Below are 19,102 nucleotides of genomic sequence, written 5' to 3' on the forward strand. Positions count from 1 at the left end.
TTCTTCTCTCCGTCTCTTACTTCGCCGGCACCGGCTGCTGTTCGTGCTTGATGCCCACTTGCGCGTTGGTCCCGGCGCTGGCCAGTTCCACCTCGCGCTCGTACATCTCCGCCAGCGCGCGCTTGTATTCGTTGGGGAACACCTTGACGAACTTCATGCGCGCTTCGGCCCAGTTGTCCAGGAGTTCGCGGGCGCGGCGGCTGCCGGTCCAGCGGTTGTGCTCGTCCAGCAGTTTCCTGAGCAGCGCCTCGTCGGTCTGGTCGCGGTGCAGGCGGGTCTTGCCCTGGCTGGCCTGCTGTTCCGCCGTGGAGCCGACGCGCTCCAGCGACACCATCGCCGTGTTGCAGCGGCTGGCGAACTTGCCGTCCTCGTCGTAGACGTAGGCGATGCCACCCGACATGCCGGCCGCGAAGTTGCGGCCGGTGCGGCCCAGGACGACCACCGTGCCACCCGTCATGTACTCGCAGCCGTGGTCGCCCGTGCCTTCGACCACCGTCGTCGCGCCGGACAGGCGCACAGCGAAGCGTTCGCCCGCCACGCCGCTGAAGAACGCCTCGCCGGAGGTCGCGCCGTACAGCGCGGTGTTGCCGATGATGATGTTCTTGGTGGCTTCGCCGCGGAAGTCGATGCTCGGACGCACCACGATGCGGCCGCCGGACAGGCCCTTGCCCGTGTAGTCGTTGGCATCGCCGATCAGGTACAGCGTGATGCCGCGCGCCAGGAAGGCGCCGAAGGACTGGCCGCCCGTGCCTTCGAGCTGGATGCGCAGCGTGTCGTCCGGCAGGCCCTCGGGATGGTGCTTGGTCAGTTCGCCGGAGAGCATCGCCCCCACCGAGCGGTTGACGTTGCGCGCCACCTCCATGAACTGCACCTTCTCGCCGCGCTCGATGGCGGCCTTGGAGCGCTCGATCAGGACCTTGTCCAGGCTCTTTTCCAGCTTGTGGTCCTGCAGCTCGCAGTGGAAGCGCGGCACGTCGGCCGGCACGTTCGGCTGCGCGAACAGGCGGCTGAAGTCCAGGCCGCGGGCCTTCCAGTGCTGCAGGCCCTTGCGGGTGTCGAGCAGGTCGGCGCGGCCGATCAGCTCGTCGAACTTGCGGATGCCCAGCTGCGCCATGATCTGGCGCACTTCCTCGGCGACGAAGAAGAAGTAGTTGACGACGTGCTCCGGCTTGCCGGAGAACTTCTTGCGCAAGACCGGGTCCTGCGTGGCCACGCCCACCGGGCAGGTGTTCAGGTGGCACTTGCGCATCATCACGCAGCCCTCGACCACCAGCGGCGCGGTGGCGAAGCCGAATTCGTCGGCACCGAGCAGCGCGCCGATCACGACGTCGCGGCCGGTCTTCATCTGGCCGTCGGCCTGCACGCGGATCCTGCCTCTGAGCCTGTTCAGCACCAGCGTCTGCTGCGTCTCGGCCAGGCCGATCTCCCACGGCGAGCCGGCATGCTTGATCGACGACCAGGGCGAGGCGCCCGTGCCGCCGTCGTGGCCGGCGATCACCACGTGGTCGGCCTTGCACTTGGCCACGCCGGCGGCGATCGTGCCCACGCCCACCTCGGACACCAGCTTGACGCTGATCGACGCCTGGGTGGCGACGTTCTTCAGGTCGTGAATGAGCTGGGCCAGGTCCTCGATCGAGTAGATGTCGTGGTGCGGCGGCGGCGAGATCAGGCCCACGCCCGGCACCGAATAGCGCAGCTTGCCGATGTACTTCGAGACCTTGCCGCCCGGGAGTTGCCCGCCCTCGCCCGGCTTGGCGCCCTGCGCCATCTTGATCTGGATCTGGTCGGAAGACGACAGGTATTCCGCCGTCACGCCGAAGCGGCCCGATGCGACCTGCTTGATGCGCGAACGCAGCGAATCGCCGTCCTGCAGCGGGATGTCGACCTCGACCTGCTCGCGGCCGATGATCTCGGCCATCGTCTGGCCCTTGCGGATCGGGATGCCCTTGAGCTCCTGGCGGTAGCGGGCCGGATCCTCGCCGCCTTCGCCGGTGTTGCTCTTGCCGCCGATGCGGTTCATGGCGATGGCGAGCGTGGAGTGCGCCTCGGTGGAGATCGAGCCGAGGGACATCGCGCCGGTGGCGAAGCGCTTGACGATCTCCTTCGCCGATTCCACCTGGTCCAGCGGGATCGCCTTGGCCGGATCGACGCGGAACTCGAACAGGCCGCGCAGCGTCATGTGGCGGCGGCTCTGGTCGTTGATGATCTGGGCGTATTCCTTGTACGTGTTCCAGTTGTTGGCGCGCGCCGAGTGCTGCAGCTTGGCTATGGCGTCGGGCGTCCACATGTGCTCTTCGCCGCGGGTGCGCCAGGCGTATTCGCCGCCGGCGTCGAGCATGGAAGACAGCACCGGATCGCCACCGAAGGCGGCGCGGTGCAGGCGGATCGCTTCCTCGGCGATCTCGAACACGCCGATGCCCTCGACGCGGCTGGCGGTGCCGGTGAAGTACTTCTCGATGGTGTCGGTGTTGATGCCGATCGCCTCGAACAGCTGGGCGCCGCAATAGGACATGTACGTCGACACGCCCATCTTGGACATGATCTTCGACAGGCCCTTGCCGATCGCCTTGATGTAGTTGTAGATCGCCTTCTCGGCGTTCAGCTCGCCCGGCAGGTCCTTGTGGATCTCGACCAGCGTCTCCATCGCCAGGTACGGGTGCACGGCTTCGGCGCCGTAGCCGGCGAGCACGCCGAAGTGGTGCACTTCGCGGGCGCTGCCCGTCTCCACGACCAGGCCGGCGGTGGTGCGCAGGCCTTCGCGGATCAGGTGCTGGTGGATGGACGACAGCGCCAGCAGCGCCGGGATGGCGACCTGCGCGGCCGACACGCCGCGGTCGCTGATGATCAGGATGTTGTGGCCGCTGCGGATCGCATCGACCGCTTCCGCGTTCAGCGAGGCCAGCTTGGCTTCCACGCCCTCGTGCCCCCACGCCAGCGGATAGGTGATGTCCAGCGTGTAGCTGCGGAACTTGCCGTGCGTGTGCTTCTCGATCTCGCGCAGCTTCTGCATGTCGGCGAAGTCGAGGATCGGCTGGCTCACTTCCAGCCGCATCGGCGGGTTGACCTGGTTGATGTCCAGCAGGTTCGGCTTGGGGCCGATGAAGGAGACGAGCGACATCACGATCGCTTCGCGGATCGGGTCGATCGGCGGGTTGGTCACCTGCGCGAACAGTTGCTTGAAGTAGTTGAACAGCGGCTTGTTCTTGTCCGACAGCACGGCCAGGGGGCTGTCGTTGCCCATCGAGCCGATGCCCTCTTCGCCCGACGCGGCCATCGGCGCGATCAGGAACTTGATGTCTTCCTGCGTGAAGCCGAAGGCCTGCTGGCGATCGAGCAGTTCGACGTTGTTCTTGGGTGCGTCACCCGAAGTCTCGGACAGGTCGTCGAGCTTGATGCGCAGGTTCTCGATCCACTGCTTGTAGGGCTTGGCGTTGGCGAGCGAGGACTTCAGTTCCTCGTCGTCGATCATGCGGCCCTGCTCCAGGTCGATCAGGAACATCTTGCCGGGCTGCAGGCGCCACTTGCGCACGATCTTGTTCTCCGGCACCGGCAGCACGCCGGACTCGGAGGCCATGATCACCAGGTCGTCGTCGGTCACGCAGTAGCGTGAGGGGCGCAGGCCGTTGCGATCGAGCGTGGCGCCGATCTGGCGGCCGTCGGTGAAGACGATGGAGGCCGGGCCGTCCCAGGGCTCCAGCATCGAGGCGTGGTACTCGTAGAAGGCCTTGCGGCGCTCGTCCATCAGCGTGTGCTGCTCCCACGGCTCGGGGATCATCATCATCACGGCCTGCGACAGCGGGTAGCCGGCCATCGTCAGCAGCTCGAGGCAGTTGTCGAAGGTGGCCGTGTCGGACTGGTCGGGGAAGCTGATCGGATAGAGCTTCTTCAGGTCGGCCTGCAGCACGGGCGAGGTCATCACGCCCTCGCGCGCCTTCATCCAGTTGTAGTTGCCCTTGACGGTGTTGATCTCGCCGTTGTGGGCGACGTAGCGGTACGGGTGGGCCAGCGGCCACTCGGGGAAGGTGTTGGTGGAGAAGCGCTGGTGCACCAGGCCCAGGGCGGAGATGCAGCGCGCATCCTGCAGGTCCTTGTAGTAGACGCCGACCTGGTCGGCCAGCAGCAGGCCCTTGTAGATGATGGTGCGGCTGCTGAAGCTGGGGACGTAGTACTCCTTGGAGTGCTTGAGCTTCAGGCGCTGGATGGCGGCGCTGGCCGTCTTGCGGATCACGTAGAGCTTGCGCTCGAGCGCGTCCTGCACGATGACGTCGGTGCCGCGGCCCACGAACACCATCTTGATGATCGGTTCCTTCTGGCGCACCGCGGGCGACATCGGCATCTCGGTATCCACCGGCACGTCGCGCCAGCCCAGCAGCACCTGGCCTTCGGCGCGGATGGCACGCTCCATCTCCTGTTCGCAGGCCAGGCGCGAGGCGTGCTCCTTGGGCAGGAAGATCATGCCGACGCCGTATTCCCCGGGCGGCGGCAGCTCGACGCCGCGGGCGGCCATTTCCTCGCGGTACAGCGCGTCCGGCAACTGGATCAGGATGCCGGCGCCGTCGCCCATCAGCTTGTCGGCGCCGACGGCGCCGCGATGGTCGAGGTTCTCCAGGATCTTCAGCGCCTGGGTGACGATGTTGTGGCTCTTCTCGCCCTTGATGTGGGCGACGAAGCCGACGCCGCACGCGTCGTGTTCGTTCGCGCCGGTGTACAGGCCTTGTTCTTGAAGATGGGCAATCTCGGCAGCCGTGGTCATGGCGCGCACCTCAGGATCTACGGGGAAAACCCGAGGATAGTGCAGCGCAGCACGGCTGCCAAGCAAAATAATTGGGGTCAGATTCCAATTAATCTTGACTCGGCAAGCTCTCCTCTTGAATTGGGGACAGATCATCTGCTTTCACCCGCGGCCGTCCGGCCTGGGAGCGCGCAACGCGGCGCGCCGTGCGCCGCTGCAGATCTGCGACATAGTCCGGTTCGCCCAAGGCCCAGCCGCGCAGGGCCGAGTCGGTCAGCGCCTGCTGCTGGGATGGCGTGATCCCGGCATGCACGAGCTCCTCGTAGGCCTGCTCGCGTGCAAAGGGCGTGTTGCCCAGCTCCCAGTAGAGGGGATGCGGCGTCACCAGCCGGTCGTTGCGCCGGCCGACATAGTGGTGGTAGCTCGACCACGGATATTCCGCCGGGTCCGCGACCATGCCGGCGCGCACCGGATTGAGGTCCAGGTAGACCATGCAGGCCAGCAGGTAGCGCTCGGCCTGGATCAGCGTCGAGCGGTAGCGCCCTTCCCACAGCGTACCGGTCCGTGCGTGGCGCAGGTTGAAGGTGCGCACATAGCGCCGGCCCACTGCCTGCATCAGTTGCGGAATGCCTTCCACCGTTTCCGGCGTGGCCAGCAGGTGCAGGTGGTTCGACATCAGGACGTACGCGTGCACGGCCACCTGCTGCTTGCGCGCGTGCTCGTCGATCAGCCCCAGCAGCAGCTCGTAGTCGGCCCGATCGCCGAAGATCGGCTGCCGGTTGTTGCCGCGCTGGATGATGTGGTGCGGGTAACCGGGGACCGTCAAGCGGGGAAGGCGCGCCATCCGGCGATGATAAATTGGAATCTGACCCCAATTTCGGCTGACCCAGGATCGCGCCCTGCGCTGACAGGATCGCAGCTCGCCTCTGCAGAGAATGCGCGGCCAAGGAGTCCAACCATGTCCTTCGCGCTCTACCTGATCGGCTTCATCATCGTCATCGTCGGCCTGGCCTGGGGCGCGATGGTCGCCGGCGTGCCGCAGACCTACATCATCATCGGCGCCGTGATCCTGTTCGGGATCGGCATCCTGTCCGCCGTCAAGCGCACCCGCCCCAAGGATCCCCCGGCGCACACCGACGGCGGCCGCCGAGCGGACGACTACTGAGTCGCGGGCTCCGCCGGCAGGCCCGGATAGCGCCGCGGCTCCAGCGCCTGCAGGCCGAACTCCGCCAGGATGGCGCGCAGCCGCTCGGCGGAGGCGCGCCGGCGCTGGCCGGTCCAGCGTGCCAGGATCAACTCGTTCTTCAGGCTGTGCTCCCAGCCAACCAGCTCGGTGACGGTCACGGTGTAACCCATCGCCTCCAGGTAGAGGCAGCGCAGCACGTTGGTCACTTGGCTGCCCAGCTCGCGCGTGTGCAGCGGATGCCGCCACAACTCCGCCAGCGGCGTGCGCGCCAGCGCCAGCGCCTTGTGCTCGCGCAGTGCGCTCGCCAGTTCCGCCTGGCAGCAAGGCACCAGCACCATGAAGCGCGCGTGCTTGCGCAGGCCGAAGGCGATCGCGTCGTCGGTGGCCGTGTCGCAGGCATGCAGCGCCGTCACGACGTCGATCTTCTCCGGCAACTGCGCCGCATCGGCCGCCTCGGCCGCGCTCAGGTGCAGGAAGGACATGCGCTCGAAGCCAAGCCGGCGCGCCAGCTCGCGCGACCTCTCCACCAGCTCCGCGCGCGTCTCGATGCCGTAGATGTGCCCCACGCCGCGGGGCTGGAAGAACAGGTCGTACAGCACGAAGCCCAGGTAGGACTTGCCCGCGCCGTGGTCGGCCAGGGTCGGGTGTCCGCCCTCCGCCGGCAGTTCCAGCAGCAGCTTTTCGATGAACTGGTACAGGTGCAGCACCTGCTTGAGCTTGCGGCGCGAGTCCTGGTTGATGCGCCCCTCGCGGGTGACGATGTGCAGTTCCTGCAGCAGTTCGACCGACTGGCCAGGGCGCAGGCCCAGTTCCTCGCGCACGTCCTTCTTCGTCATGGGTGCGGTCCGACGTCCAGCCCGGCCCAGCCGTCGCGGCCCAGGCGGCGCAGCGTCTCCATGTTGGTTTCGTAGATCGCCGCCGCATCCGGGAAGGCGGCGACGGCGCGGTCCAGGCTTTCCTCGCGCAGCAGGTGCAGCGTCGGCCAGGGCGCGCGGTTGGTGAAGTTCGTGACGTCGTCGTCCTCCGTGCCGGCGAACACGAAGCGCGGATGGAAGCTCGCCACCTGGATCACGCCTTCGAGCCCGCGCTTGCGCACCAGGCGCTCGGCCCGCGCGACCACGTCGTTGAAGGCCAGGAAATCCTCCATGCCGCGCCGGACGACCAGCAGCGTCGTGTCGCGCTCGCGGGCCGGCAGCGCCACCAGCGCCTCGAGCTCGCGCGCGAAGTCCTCCAGCACGCCCTGCCCGTCCCCGGCCTCGCTGGCGGCGTAATGGACCTGCCCCTTCACGTGCACCGCCTTGGCGAACGGGCACAGGTTCAATCCGATCACCGCGCGCTCCAGCCAGCGGCGCGTGTCCGCCAGGGCGGCGGCGGCATCGGCCATGGTCAGGCGAAGGTGCTCGGCTGCCCGACGAGGCGCTTGGCGAGCTCGTCGAGCAGTTCCTGGTTGATGCGCGTGGCCGGCCAGATCGTCTGCACGACCTCGAAACCGGCCGTGTTCAGCAGGCGGAAATGCACGTGCCCGCGCTCGTGGTCGGGGGTCGCGCTGACGCTGCCGCGCGTCTGCGTGAGGAATTCGTAGCGGACCTCGCGCAGCGCGTTCTTCTTTTCCGGATCGCGGATCTCGCGCCGGTCGTGCTTCACGGGACCCATCATCAGGCGCTCCTCGACCCGCTTCATCTCGATCGGGAAATTCACCGCCACGGCCGCCGGCACCGGCTCGCCCGTGCGCGGCACGATGCGCCAGCCCATCCCGATGTAGTCGAACACTTCCTGGTCGCGCAGGCGCTTGCGGCGGGCGTCGGAGCGGAAGTCCACCAGCTTCATCGGCGGCCACTTCGCCTTGCCATCGAGCGTGAGCGCAGGGCCCGGCGGCTGGATCACCGAGAGCTGCCGCGCCAGGTCGTCGAAGTACGACGCGATCTGCCGGCACGCCTGCTCGGTGCGCGCGGCGTGCTCCTCGAACTGGCGGTCCTCGTCCGAGCGCTTGCTCTGGAGCTCTTGCGCCTGCGATTTCAGCTGATTGAGGAAGCTCATGTAACAGGATTTTAAGACGCTCCCTGCGGCGCTGCACTCCGCTGGCCGGAGTGCACCGCCAGGAAGCGGGCGATTGCCACGGCGATACCCATGCCGGCGAGCGCGAAAGCCCCCGTGATCCACCACAGCGCGTGCCAGCCGCCGGCCTTCGCGGCGGCCCAGGCCGCCAGCGGCGGCCCGATGAACTGGCCGAAGGCGGACCATTGCTGCATCCAGCCGACGGTGGTCGACACGCTGCCTTCGTCCGGCGCCACGCGCACCGCCACCGAGAACAAGGTGCCCGGCACCAGGCCGCCGACGGCGGAGAACAGGAGCACCCCGGCGTAGCGGACGATCGCGAGGCCGTCGGACGCGCCGGAGGCCCACGGCGCGAAGGCCACGATCGCACCGGCGAGCATGGCCGCAAAGCCGCACTGCAAGAGTACGGACGGCCGCCAGCCGCGCTGCAGCAGCCGCCCCGAGCCGATGTTGCCGATCATGTTGACGGCCGCCGCCAGCGCCGTCGCCACCGCGCTGAAGGTGGTCGGCAGCCCCGCCTGCCCATAGATCGTGGGCAGGAAGCCGACGACGGCGAGCCACTGCGCCGAGTACATGGCGAAGGCCGCCGACGCCAGCCAGGGACCCGGCGAGCGCACGGTGCGCGCGATGCGTCCGCGCAGGCTGGCCGCCGCACCGGCGACGCGATGATCGGCGTCGGCCGGCACCAGCCACCAGAGCGCGGCCGCCATGGCGCAGGACAGCGTGCCCAGCAGCCACCACCACCCCGGCCAGCCGCTCGCCGCGATGAAGGCGGGGCCGAGCAGCAGCGCGGCGGCGGTGCCGAAAGGCATGTAGGCGCCCCACAGGCCCAGCATGCCGGGCAGGCGGGCCGGCGGCACCAGCCGGCGGATCAGGCCGGGGGCCGGCAGGGAGGCCAGCAGGAAGCCGACGCCCTCCAACGCCCGCAGCACCAGCAGCGCCTGCGCAGTGGTTGCCGTCCCGCCGGCGAAGCTCGCAATGGACAGCAGCACGAGGCCGAGGACCATCGTGCGGCGGGCGCCGATCGCGTCGGCCGCGGCGCCCATGGCCAGGCCGAGGGTCATGCCGGCCACCTGCACCAGCGACAGCAGGAAGCCGGCCTCCACCAGCGACAGCTGCAGGCTGTCGCGCAGCACGGGCAGCGCCGGCGGCAGCTTCCCGATGTGCAGCGCGGCACTGATGCCCGCCAGCACGACGACGAGTGCGGGATCGGGCCGCTTCACGGCGACAGCAGCCGGCAGCCGGTCAGCCGCTCGTGTTCGCGCACGGCGTAGCGGTCGGTCATGCCGGCGATGTAGTCGGCCACCGCCCGCGCCGTATCGGGGCGGGCCGTGAACCCGGCCTGCATCTCCTGCGGCTGCGCGAGGTAGCGGGCAAACAGTTGGCGGACGATCTCCTGCGCCCGGCCGGTGGTTTCGGTCACGCGCGGGTGCCGGTACAGGTTGTGGAAGAGGAAGTGCTTCAGTTGCGCCGCCTGCGCACGCAAGGCGACGCTGAAGGTCACCAGCGGCCCGAGGCGGCGGGCCGCGTCCGCGCTGGCCGGCTGCGCTTCGTCGAGCCTCTCCTGCGTCGCGGCGATCGCGTCGTAGACCATCGCGCTCAGCATGCGCCGGATCGCCTCGTACAGGAGGCGCCGGCCGGCGAGTTGCGGATGGTCGCGGCGGGCCTGCGCGCAGTGCTCGCCGAACAGGGGCACCTGCGCGACCTGCTCGATCGTGATCAGGCCCGAGCGCACGCCATCGTCGATGTCGTGCGCGTTGTAGGCGATCTCGTCGGCCAGGTTGCACAGCTGCGCCTCCAGGCTCGGCTGCGTGCGCTCGATGAAGCGCCGGCCTACCCCGCCCGGCTCCGCCTGTTCCAGCTTCTGCGCGTTCGCCGGCGAACAGTGCTTCAGGATGCCCTCGCGCGTCTCGAAGCAGAGGTTGAGGCCGTCGAAGTCGGGATAGCGCTCCTCCAGCGCATCGACCACCCGCAGGCTCTGCAGGTTGTGCTCGAAGCCGCCGTGCAGGGCCATGCATTCGTTGAGCGCGTCCTGGCCAGCGTGGCCGAACGGCGTGTGCCCCAGGTCGTGCGCCAGCGCGATCGCCTCCACCAGGTCTTCGTTGAGGCCCAGGGGCCGGGCGACGGAGCGCGCGAGTTGCGCAACCTCGATCGAGTGCGTCAGGCGGGTGCGGAACAGGTCGCCCTCGTGATTGAGGAACACCTGCGTCTTGTAGACCAGTCGCCGGAACGCCGTGGAGTGCACGATGCGGTCGCGATCGCGCTGGAATTCGGTGCGCGTGGGCGGCGGCGGCTCCGGGTGCCGGCGCCCCCGGCTGGCCGCCGGATCGCTGGCGTAGGCGGCAAGGCTCATGAGATGCGGCGCCTCAGCGCGTCGATGCGGCGAGCACCTCGCGCACCAAGTCGTCCGACGCACCCCGCACCGCGGCCTGGCCCGGACGCTCGATCACGACGAAGCGGATCTGGCCCGCCTCCGACTTCTTGTCCACCCGCATCAGTTCGAGGTAGCGGTCCGCACCGAGTGCCGGGCCCACGGTGGGCAGGCCGGCGCGCGCGATCAGTGCGGTCACACGCTGCACGAAGGCGGCGTCGACCAGGCCCAGGCGCTGCGACAGGCGCAGCGCCATCACCATGCCGCAGCCCACGGCCTCGCCATGCAGCCATTCGCCGAAGCCGAGGCCGGCCTCGATCGCGTGGCCGAAGGTGTGGCCGAAATTGAGGATCGCCCGCAGGCCGGCTTCTCGTTCGTCCTGGCCCACGACATCGGCCTTGATCTCGCAGCTGCGCTTGACGGCATGCGCCAGCGCGGCCGGCTCTCGCGCCACCAGCGCATCGATGTTCGCCTCGATCCAGTCGAAGAACGCCATGTCGGCGATCGGGCCGTACTTGATCACCTCGGCCAGGCCCGCGCTCAGCTCGCGCGCAGGCAGCGTCTTCAGCGTGGCGAGGTCGCAGACCACGCGCGCCGGCTGGTAGAACGCGCCGATCATGTTCTTGCCCAGCGGGTGGTTGATCGCGGTCTTGCCGCCCACCGAGGAATCGACCTGCGCCAGCAGCGTCGTGGGCACCTGCACGAAGGGCACGCCGCGCATGTAGCTCGCCGCCGCGAAGCCGGCCATGTCGCCCACCACGCCGCCGCCCAGCGCGAACAGCACCGTCTTGCGATCGCAGCCGTGCGCCAGCAGCGCATCGAAGATGAGGTTGAGCGTGGACCAGTCCTTGTGCTGCTCGCCATCGGGAAGGACGACGTCGAAGACGGTGCGGTAGCGGCCGGCCAGCGCATGGCGCAGGGCCGCGAGGTACAGGGGCGCGACGGTGGTGTTGGTGACGATCAGCGCGGTCGCCGCGGCTGGCAGGCCGTCCCAGCTCGCGGCTTCGGCGAGCAGGCCGGCGCCGATCCGGATGTCGTAGCTGCGGTCCCCGAGCGCGATGTGCACCTGCTGGGGGGAATCGGAAAGCGGGGCGGGCATGCCCCGAGTTTAAGCGGCGCCCGCAGGGCCCCCATCGAGCTCGAGCTGCATCAGGATCATGTTCACCAGCCGCGGCACCGTGGGGCGGCCGGTCTCGATGCGGAAGTGGGCCGCCTGCTGGTACAGCGGGTCGCGCTGCTCGTACAGCTCGCGCAGCTTGGCCAGCGGATCGGCCACCTGCAGCAGCGGCCGCGACGTGTCGTGGCGCAGGCGCCGGTACAGCTCCTCGGGCGAGGAGCGCAGGTACAGCACCGGGCCGGCGGCGCGCAGGCAGGCGCGGTTCGCTTCGCGCAGCACGGCACCGCCGCCCGTTGCGAGGACCGCCTCGGGGCCGTTCGCGAGTTCGGCCAGCACCTGCTGTTCCAGGTCCCGGAACGCAGCTTCGCCCTGGTGGGCGAAGTAGTCGCGGATCGAGCACCCGAGGCGTTCCTCGATCACGTGGTCGGAATCAAAAAAAGGCAGCATCAGCCGCCTTGCAAGTTGCCGCCCGACAGTGGTCTTGCCACTGCCGGGCATGCCGACGAGGGTGATGGTCACCTCACCTCGGCATCATTGCGCCGAGGTACACGTCTTCGAGCCGTACGGCGCCGTCAGGAACGAGCCGTTCTCCTCATCGCCGTCGACGAACGAGGTGATGTAGCTCTTCGCGTCGGTCCCTTCGGAGCCCGCCACGTTGGTGGTGACCTTGACCGTATACGCCAGCCAGGTCGCGACGTTCTGCGGGTACTCCACCTGGATCTGCATGCGGCCGTTCGCGCCCGTGGTGTTGGAGCCGATGAACGACAGGATCACATCGGCCTTGCGGGGCTCGAGCTTGCCGTTGCCGTTGATGTCTTCGATCTGCGGCGTGGTGTCGATGGAGCCGTTGCGGTTCGTGTCCTCGTTCGGGCACCAGATCCGGCCGCTCGCCGCACCTGGCGTGGCCGTGATGCTGAGACCGGTGGTGCTCGTGTCCGGGGGCGTGTTGCCCGTCACCTGGTAGACGCCGAGCGGGCCACGGTCGGTGAACTGGCCCTTGCCATAGTGACTGATGTCCACGCTCGCGGAAACGACGGCGTTGGCCACCGCGTTGCCGGCGGCGTCGGCCACGGCCACGTCGAAGGTCTTGATGTAGGTCAGGTTGGCGGTGCCCTTGACGAGTTCGTTGTTGTCCCCCAGCGTGATCGCCAGCGGCTGGCTCGCCACCGTGAGCGTGCCGCGGACCACGTTGGGGCAGGCCCCGTTCGCGATGGCGGCATCCGTCAGGCCGTAGCAGGCGCGGATCTTCACGCCGTTGGTCGGGCTGGAGCGTGTGCCGGCGATGTAGTCGGCAATCGCCTCACCGTTGACATCGGAGAACACGGTGCCGCCGCCCGAGCTCAGTTGCTCGCCGGCGCCCAGCGCGGGAGCCTCGATCTCGAAGCGCACGCGCACGTTCTGCACGGCCTGGTTGCTGCCGTTGCTGAACTTCGCGCGCAGCGCGGCGCGGTTGGTGGTGCTGCCCGCGCTGTTGGGGCTGATCGTGTTGGGCACGATGGAGAGGCTGGCCGAGCTGATCGGGCCCACCGCGTCCGCGATCCCGCCACCCGAGGGGGCGAGAACCTGCACCGTGCGGCTGGTCGTGAGTCCGAGCGCGGAGACGTTCACCGTGTACGCACCGGGTGCAGCGGGAGCGGCACCGAGGGTTCCCGAGGTGTTGCCGTTGAAGTCCGTGGCCGGCGCCTTGCCGGTCAGGCCGAGGCTGCCGGAGAAGGTCACCTCCGCGTTGGGGACCGCAGCGCCGGTGGAGTCCACCACTTTCACGTCCACGCGAACCGACTCGCCGGGCGCCGGCGTGCCGGGCAGCGGTGTCACCGTCAGTTGTCCGCCGGCCACGGGCACGACCGCCGTCGCGGTCTGGTTGCCCAGCTTGATGGTGGCCGTGATGTTGCGGTTGGTCTTGTTGCCGCCGATGGTGATCGCGCCGCTGGCGCGCCCATCGGTCCCGGTCGTCGCGACCCCGGGCGTGAACACGCCGCTGTCGACGGCGACGCTGAGGGGCACGCCGGCAACCGGGTTGTTGTTGGCGTCGAGCGCGGTGGCGGTGAGCACGGTCGAATCACCGCCGGAGTTGTCCAGCGCGGGCTTGCTCAATTCGAAGATCATGGCCGCGGCGACCGGCGTGGGCGCCGGCGGCGGCGTCGTGGTGCCGCCGGTGCCAGTCCCGGTTCCCGTACCCGTTCCGGTCCCCGTCCCGGCTCCCGGCGTCGTACCGGGGTCGCCGCCACCACCGCCGCAGGCGGCGAGCGCGCACGCGAGGAACAGCGCCGTCAGCGCCTTCACATTGCGATTCATCAGAAACTATCCTCTTCGGTCTATCTGTTTTAACGGCCGGCTGGCTGGCGATCCGCCACCATCTTCGGCGTGATGAAGACAAGCATTTCCTGCTTGCTCGTATTGCGCAGACGGTTCTTGAACAGGTTGCCGGCGATGGGGATGTCGCCCAGCAGCGGCACGCGCGTCTCGTTCTCCGTCTCGGTCAGCTCGAAGATGCCGCCGATCACGACGGTGCCGCCGTTCTCGACCAGCACCTGCGTGCGGATGTGCTTGGTGTTGATCGCGATGCCCGCGGCCGTCGTCTCGCCCCGGCTGTCCTTGTTGATGTCCAGGTCCAGGATGATGTTGCCTTCGGGCGTGATCTGCGGCGTCACTTCCAGCTTCAGCGTCGCGCGGCGGAAGGCCACCGAGGTCGCGCCGCTGGAGGTCGCCTGCTGGTACGGGAACTCCGTGCCCTGCTCGATCAGCGCCTTGGTCTTGTCGGCCGTCACGATGCGCGGGCTCGACACCAGCTTGCCCTTGCCGTCGGCTTCCAGCGCCGACAGTTCCAGGTTCAGGAAGCGGTTGGCGGCGGAATTGAAGATGGAGATCGCGAAGGTCGAGGCGGGGAAGCCGCCCACGCCGGCCGCCGGCAGGTTGACGAAGTTCGTGTTCACCGTGGTCAGCGCCGTGGAGCTTTCGCCGGTCGTGCCCGACACGGCGTCGTAGGTGCCGCCGAAGGCCACGCGGTTGTTGCCCGCCACTGAGTAGCCGGCATCGCCGTTGCGCACCCCGCGCAGGTCGCTGCCGCCCAGGCGCACGCCCAGCGTCTTGCCGAAGGTGTCGGAGGCCTCGACGATGCGCGCCTCGATCAGCACCTGGCGCACCGCGATGTCGAGCCGGGAGATCAGCTGCTGCACCTGTTCCAGCTTGGCCGGCACGTCGGTCACGAACAGCTGGTTGGTGCGCGGCTCGGCGATCACGCTGCCCCGGGCGCTGAGGATGCGCGACGAGCCGGTGCCCGTGAGCTGCACGGCGACGTCCGCGGCGCGGGTGTAGTTCAGGACGAAGCCCTGGGTGCGCAGCGGCTCCAGGCTCTGGATCGCCGCGTTCGATTCCAGTTCCAGCTTTTCCTTGGCGGCGATCTCGTCCTTGGGCGCGATCCACAGCACGTTGCCGGTGCGGCGCATGCCCAGGCCCTTGGCCTGCAGGATGATGTCCAGCGCCTGGTCCCAGGGCACGTCCTTCAGGCGCAGCGTCACGCCGCCGCTCACCGAGTCGGAGGTCACGATGTTGAAGTTCGTGAAGTCGGCGATGACCTGCAGCAGCGCCCGCACTTCGATGTTCTGGAAGTTCAGCGAAAGCTTCTCGCCGGTGTAGCCGGGCCCTTGCGACAGCTTGTTCGGGTCCTGCCGCTGGGTGCGGACTTCCACCACGAACTGGTTGTCGGACTGGTAGGCGCTGTGTTCCCAGGCGCCGCGCGGCTCGATCACCATGCGCACGCGGTCACCCTGCTGGAAGGTGCTCACGGTCTGGATCGGCGTGCCGAAGTCCGTGACGTCCATGCGCCGGCGCAGGCCCTCGGGCAGCGTCGACTTGAGGAATTCCACCACCAGGGTTTGGCCCTGCTGGCGGATGTCGACGCCGACCTGGTTGCTCGGGAGGTCGACCACGATGCGGCCGGAGCCGTCCGGGCCGCGCCGGAAATCGAGGTCGCGGATCGGCTGGGTGTCGCGGTTGCGGCTTTCCGCGAAGGTCTGCGGCGCCGGCTGCGTCGAGCCGGCCAGCGCCACGCCGTCGAGCGTCACGATCAGCGACTTGCCCTCGACCTGGGTCCGGTAGTTGGTGGGCGTCTTGAGGTTCAGCACGAGACGCGCGCGGTCCGGCGCCTGCACCACGTTCACCGAACGCAGGTTGCCGACGTTGATGTCGACGGCGCTGCGCCCCATGGCGTTGGTGGCGCCGGGGATGTCCAGCGCGATGCGCGCCGGCGACTGGATGGCGAAGCCGGTGGGCACCGAGGTCAGGGGCTCGGTGAAGTCGATGCGCACGACCTCCACGCCGCCCTGCATGCTCCCGCGGACGCTCTCGACCGCCGGCGCCGCCTGGGCCACGCCCCAGCAGGCCGACGCCAGCATCGCCCCGACGGCCACGATGGCACGCCAGCTCCACTTCGTTGTTTTCATCATTTTGACTTCTCCTGCAATTGCAGTGTCGCGACTCGCTCGACCCACTCCCCGGCGGCGTCCTGCACCAGCTCGCGCAGCACCACCTCCGTCTCCGTCACCTTCGTGATGCGCCCGTAGTTCTGTCCCAGGTAGTTCCCGGGCTTGACCTGGTACAGCAGGTTGTCGACCTTGAGCAGGGCCACGGGTTGACCCTGTTTCATCAGGCTGCCGACCATCAGCATCGCGTCGAGCGGATAGGCTTCCAGCGGCTCCTTGCGTCGGTTCAGTTCGGGCTGCAGCAGGGCGGCGCTCGGGGTGCCGACCTGCTGCGAGTCCCGCTTGAGGGCGACCACCAGCTTCTGCTGGCTGAAGGGATCGACGGCAGCTTCCTGCGTGTACGCCTGCGGCGTGAAGCGCTTCGGCTCGGGGATCGGCTGCACCTGCGGCTTGATCGAGGCGCGCTGCTCCTGCATCCAGGCGTGGACCTCCCCCTGCTCCGCATCGCAGGCAGCGAGCAGCGAGCAGGCGGCCAGGCCTGCGAGCATCAGGCTCGTTCTCATTTCTTCGCTCCCTTGGGCGCGTTCTTGCTGGTCGCCTTGCGCTGCGCCGCGACTTCCTCGGGATCCAGGTACCGGAAGGTCTTGGCCGTGGCGTCGAGCGCCAGCGCGTTGCCGTCCTTCGTCTGCTGGATGTCGAGGTTGTTGAGCGTCACGATGCGCGACAGGTGCGCGATGTCGGAGGCGAAGGCCCCGATGTCGTTGTAGCGCCCCTGGACGCGCACGCTGATCGGCAGCTCCGCGTAGTACTCCTTCACGCTCACCTGCCCCGGGCGGAACAGGTCGAAGGTGAGGCTGCGGCCGAGACCGGCCTGGTTGATGTCGGACAGCAGGGCGTCCATCTCGGCCTTGCTGGGGAGCTGCTTTTCGAGCTGCGTCACGTATTGCTGCACCTGCTCGCGCTGCTTGCGCAGCGCATCGAGGTTGACCGCCTGCGTCAGCTTCTTGCGGTAGTCCTCGCGCAGGACCATTTCCTTCTTCTGCGCGGTCTCGAGTTCCTCGGCGGAGCTCGTGAGCCACACGAACCACAGCGCGATCACGATGCCGGCGATCACGGCCAGGCAGACCAGCAGCTTGGGGATCAGCGGCCACGAGGCCGGGTCGTTCGGATTGAGGCCCCGGAACTGGGAAGCGATGTGTTCCTTCAGGGCGGCGGTGTCGATGGAGGGGGCGGTCGCCATGGTTCAGTCCCAGGTTGCGGCGGACGGGCGGGCTTGGTGCATCACTTGCGGCCCGAAGCGACAGGCGCGGAAGCGCCGCCGGCGATCGCGGCGCTGGCAAGGGCGCCACTGGCGGCCCCGGTGGGCGTGAGCGCGTTGCTGGCGGAGGCGGCAGCGGCGGCCGCGGATGCGGCCTTCTGCGCCTCGCTGGCGCGCAGCAGCTTGACGGTCATCTTGAAATTCGAGACGCGCCGGCTGTCCTTGGGCGCCAGGGCGACGGTGGCGGCGACGATCTCCACCAGCTCGGGCCGCGCCATCCAGGCACTGCCGGAGCTCAGGTTGCGCAGCAGCTCGGAGACGCGCTCGTTGGACTGGGCGATGCCGGCCAGCGACACGGTGTCCCCGTTCTGCTTCATGCTCGTGAGGTACACGCCTTCGGGCAGCAGCCGCGACAGCTCGTTGAGCAGGTGCACGGGCATGTTGCGGTCGGCCTGCAGGTCTTCCACCGCCTGCTGGCGGGCCCGCAGCGCGGCGATCTCCTCCTGCAGGGTGGCGATGTCCTTGATCTGGGCATCGAGCTGCGTGATCTCGCGCGCCAGCAGCTGGTTGCGTTCCTGCTGCGTGCCGATCTGCGCCGCGTACCAGAGGAAGATGCCGCCGGCGATCAGCGCGCCCGCCACGGCGGACGCCCCGAGACCGGCGTAGAACAGCTCGCGCCGCAGCTTGCGTGCCGCCTCGCGGTGCGGCAACAGGTTGATCAGGATCACTGCAGGAACCTCCGCATGGCCAGGCCGCAGGAGGTCAGGTACGAGGGCGCTTCACGGCGCACCTTCTTCTCCCGCACGTTGGCGCCGAAGTCCATGCCCTGGAAGGGATCGGCGAGGACGCAGGGGAAGGACGTCTGGGCCGTGATGGCCTCGCTCAGCCCCGGCAGGGCCGCCGAACCGCCGGCCACCATGATCTGGTCGACCCGGTTGTGCGGCGTGCTGGTGAAGAAGAACTGGAGGGCGCGCGCCACTTCCTGCGCCATGCTGTCGACGAAGGGCTTGAGCACGCCCATCTCGTAGTCCTCGGGCAGTTCGCCGCTGCGCTTCTTGGTCTCGGCCTCCTCGGGCGAGAAGCCGTAGTGGCGCACGATCAGCTGGGTGAGCTGGGCGCCGCCGAAGGCCTGGTCGCGGTCGTACAGGACCTCGTCGTTGCGGATCACCTGCATGCTGGTGGTGGTGGCGCCCACCTCGAACAGGGCCACCAGCTGGTCGTGCCCGCCGTCGGGCAGCGCGCCGATCAGGCGGCTGGCGGCCAGGCGCGCCGCGTACGATTCGACGTCGATGATCACCGGCTTGAGGCCCGCCGCTTCGGCCAGGCCCTGGCGGTCCTGCACCTTTTCCTTGCGCGAGGCGGCGATCAGCACCTCGACGTCGCCGGCCGACGTGCTGCTGGGCCCGACGACGCAGAAGTCCAGGCTCACTTCGTCGAGCGAGAATGGGATATATTGGTTGGCCTCGGTCTCCACCTGGATTTCGAGTTCCTGCTCCGACAGGCCGCCGGGCAGGATGATCTTCTTGGTGATGACCGCCGAGGCCGGCAGCGCCATGGCGACGTTGCGCGTGCGCGTGCCGCTTTTCTTGATGACCCGGCGCATGGCCTCGGCCACTTCGTCGAACTTCTCGACATTGCCGTCGTTGATCCAGCCGCGCTCCAGCGGCTCGATCGCGCAACGCTCCAGCACGTAGCCGCCGTCCTTGCGAAGGGTCAGCTCGACGAGCTTCACACTGGATGAACTGATGTCCAGCCCCAGCAGGGGGGCCGTCTGGCGGCCGAACAAAGACCCGAGAGAGATCAAACCCGCCTCCTCCAACGCCTCTGTGTCAAGGCGTAACGAACTTAAGATTCCACATCAATGCTAGCAGTAAGGTCCTTGTCGCCAAAGGAATTTCCTGGCAGTCACGGTGCGTGCCGTTGGGAAAAGCCGACGCACATTGCTGCGATACTGCGGCGTTG

General features: G+C 68.4%; 16 protein-coding genes. 1 reads left to right on the forward strand and 15 read right to left on the reverse strand.

The window, feature by feature from the left end:
- Positions 1–16: 16 nt before the first annotated feature.
- Both JI746_RS02265 and JI746_RS02270 read right to left on the reverse strand, forming a co-directional pair.
- Positions 17–4,753, reverse strand: coding sequence for a glutamate synthase-related protein (locus JI746_RS02265; RefSeq protein ID WP_201687146.1), 4,737 nt, complete (start codon positions 4,751–4,753; stop codon positions 17–19).
- A gap of 88 nt (positions 4,754–4,841) precedes the next feature.
- Positions 4,842–5,576, reverse strand: coding sequence for a transposase (locus JI746_RS02270; RefSeq protein ID WP_201687147.1), 735 nt, complete (start codon positions 5,574–5,576; stop codon positions 4,842–4,844).
- A gap of 114 nt (positions 5,577–5,690) precedes the next feature.
- Here JI746_RS02270 and JI746_RS02275 point away from each other — a divergent pair, with 114 nt between their 5' ends.
- Positions 5,691–5,897: a hypothetical protein gene (locus JI746_RS02275; protein ID WP_201687148.1), complete on the forward strand. Its 207-nt coding sequence runs from the start codon at positions 5,691–5,693 to the stop codon at positions 5,895–5,897.
- Here the strand turns inward: JI746_RS02275 and JI746_RS02280 are convergent.
- From JI746_RS02280 to JI746_RS02340, 13 genes are read right to left on the reverse strand one after another with little or no spacing between them, the layout of a single operon-like run.
- Positions 5,891–6,754 carry a class I SAM-dependent methyltransferase gene (locus JI746_RS02280; RefSeq protein WP_201687149.1) on the reverse strand — a complete coding sequence of 288 codons (864 nt, stop codon included), beginning with the start codon at positions 6,752–6,754 and terminating at the stop codon, positions 5,891–5,893. The two genes, JI746_RS02275 and JI746_RS02280, sit on opposite strands and share 7 nt — an antisense overlap.
- Positions 6,751–7,302 (reverse strand): DUF1415 domain-containing protein, encoded by a 552-nt coding sequence (locus JI746_RS02285; protein ID WP_201687150.1) that lies wholly within the window; start codon positions 7,300–7,302, stop codon positions 6,751–6,753. The genes JI746_RS02280 and JI746_RS02285 overlap by 4 nt, the downstream gene beginning before the upstream one ends.
- Before the next feature lie 2 nt (positions 7,303–7,304).
- Positions 7,305–7,955: a hypothetical protein gene (locus JI746_RS02290; protein ID WP_201687151.1), complete on the reverse strand. Its 651-nt coding sequence runs from the start codon at positions 7,953–7,955 to the stop codon at positions 7,305–7,307.
- A gap of 11 nt (positions 7,956–7,966) precedes the next feature.
- Complete coding sequence (locus JI746_RS02295) at positions 7,967–9,196, reverse strand: MFS transporter (protein ID WP_330892911.1); 1,230 nt, start codon at positions 9,194–9,196, stop codon at positions 7,967–7,969.
- A complete protein-coding gene (locus JI746_RS02300; RefSeq protein WP_201687152.1) occupies positions 9,193–10,326 on the reverse strand; it encodes a deoxyguanosinetriphosphate triphosphohydrolase in 1,134 nt (377 codons plus the stop codon). Before JI746_RS02300 ends, JI746_RS02295 begins: the two co-directional genes overlap by 4 nt.
- Before the next feature lie 13 nt (positions 10,327–10,339).
- Positions 10,340–11,443, reverse strand: coding sequence for a 3-dehydroquinate synthase (aroB, locus tag JI746_RS02305; RefSeq protein WP_201687153.1), 1,104 nt, complete (start codon positions 11,441–11,443; stop codon positions 10,340–10,342).
- Positions 11,444–11,452: 9 nt separating this feature from the next.
- Positions 11,453–11,980 (reverse strand): shikimate kinase, encoded by a 528-nt coding sequence (locus JI746_RS02310; protein ID WP_201687154.1) that lies wholly within the window; start codon positions 11,978–11,980, stop codon positions 11,453–11,455.
- A gap of 12 nt (positions 11,981–11,992) precedes the next feature.
- Positions 11,993–13,756 (reverse strand): Ig-like domain-containing protein, encoded by a 1,764-nt coding sequence (locus tag JI746_RS02315; RefSeq protein ID WP_201687155.1) that lies wholly within the window; start codon positions 13,754–13,756, stop codon positions 11,993–11,995.
- A gap of 29 nt (positions 13,757–13,785) precedes the next feature.
- On the reverse strand, positions 13,786–15,903 hold the full coding sequence (gene pilQ / locus JI746_RS02320; RefSeq protein WP_201687295.1) for a type IV pilus secretin PilQ: 2,118 nt from the start codon (positions 15,901–15,903) through the stop codon (positions 13,786–13,788).
- Positions 15,903–16,445, reverse strand: a complete 543-nt coding sequence (locus JI746_RS02325) for a pilus assembly protein PilP (RefSeq protein WP_201687156.1) — start codon at positions 16,443–16,445, stop codon at positions 15,903–15,905. The genes pilQ and JI746_RS02325 overlap by 1 nt, the downstream gene beginning before the upstream one ends.
- Entirely contained in the window at positions 16,442–17,122 is a 681-nt protein-coding gene (locus JI746_RS02330; protein WP_201687157.1) for a type IV pilus inner membrane component PilO, read from the reverse strand. The genes JI746_RS02325 and JI746_RS02330 overlap by 4 nt, the downstream gene beginning before the upstream one ends.
- Positions 17,123–17,163: 41 nt before the next feature.
- Positions 17,164–17,868 carry a PilN domain-containing protein gene (locus JI746_RS02335; RefSeq protein ID WP_201687158.1) on the reverse strand — a complete coding sequence of 235 codons (705 nt, stop codon included), beginning with the start codon at positions 17,866–17,868 and terminating at the stop codon, positions 17,164–17,166.
- Positions 17,865–18,944, reverse strand: a complete 1,080-nt coding sequence (locus JI746_RS02340) for a pilus assembly protein PilM (protein WP_201687159.1) — start codon at positions 18,942–18,944, stop codon at positions 17,865–17,867. Before JI746_RS02340 ends, JI746_RS02335 begins: the two co-directional genes overlap by 4 nt.
- Between the last annotated feature and the right edge of the window lie 158 nt (positions 18,945–19,102).

The sequence above is a fragment of the Ramlibacter alkalitolerans genome, from assembly GCF_016722765.1.
GTDB lineage: Bacteria > Pseudomonadota > Gammaproteobacteria > Burkholderiales > Burkholderiaceae_C > Ramlibacter > Ramlibacter alkalitolerans.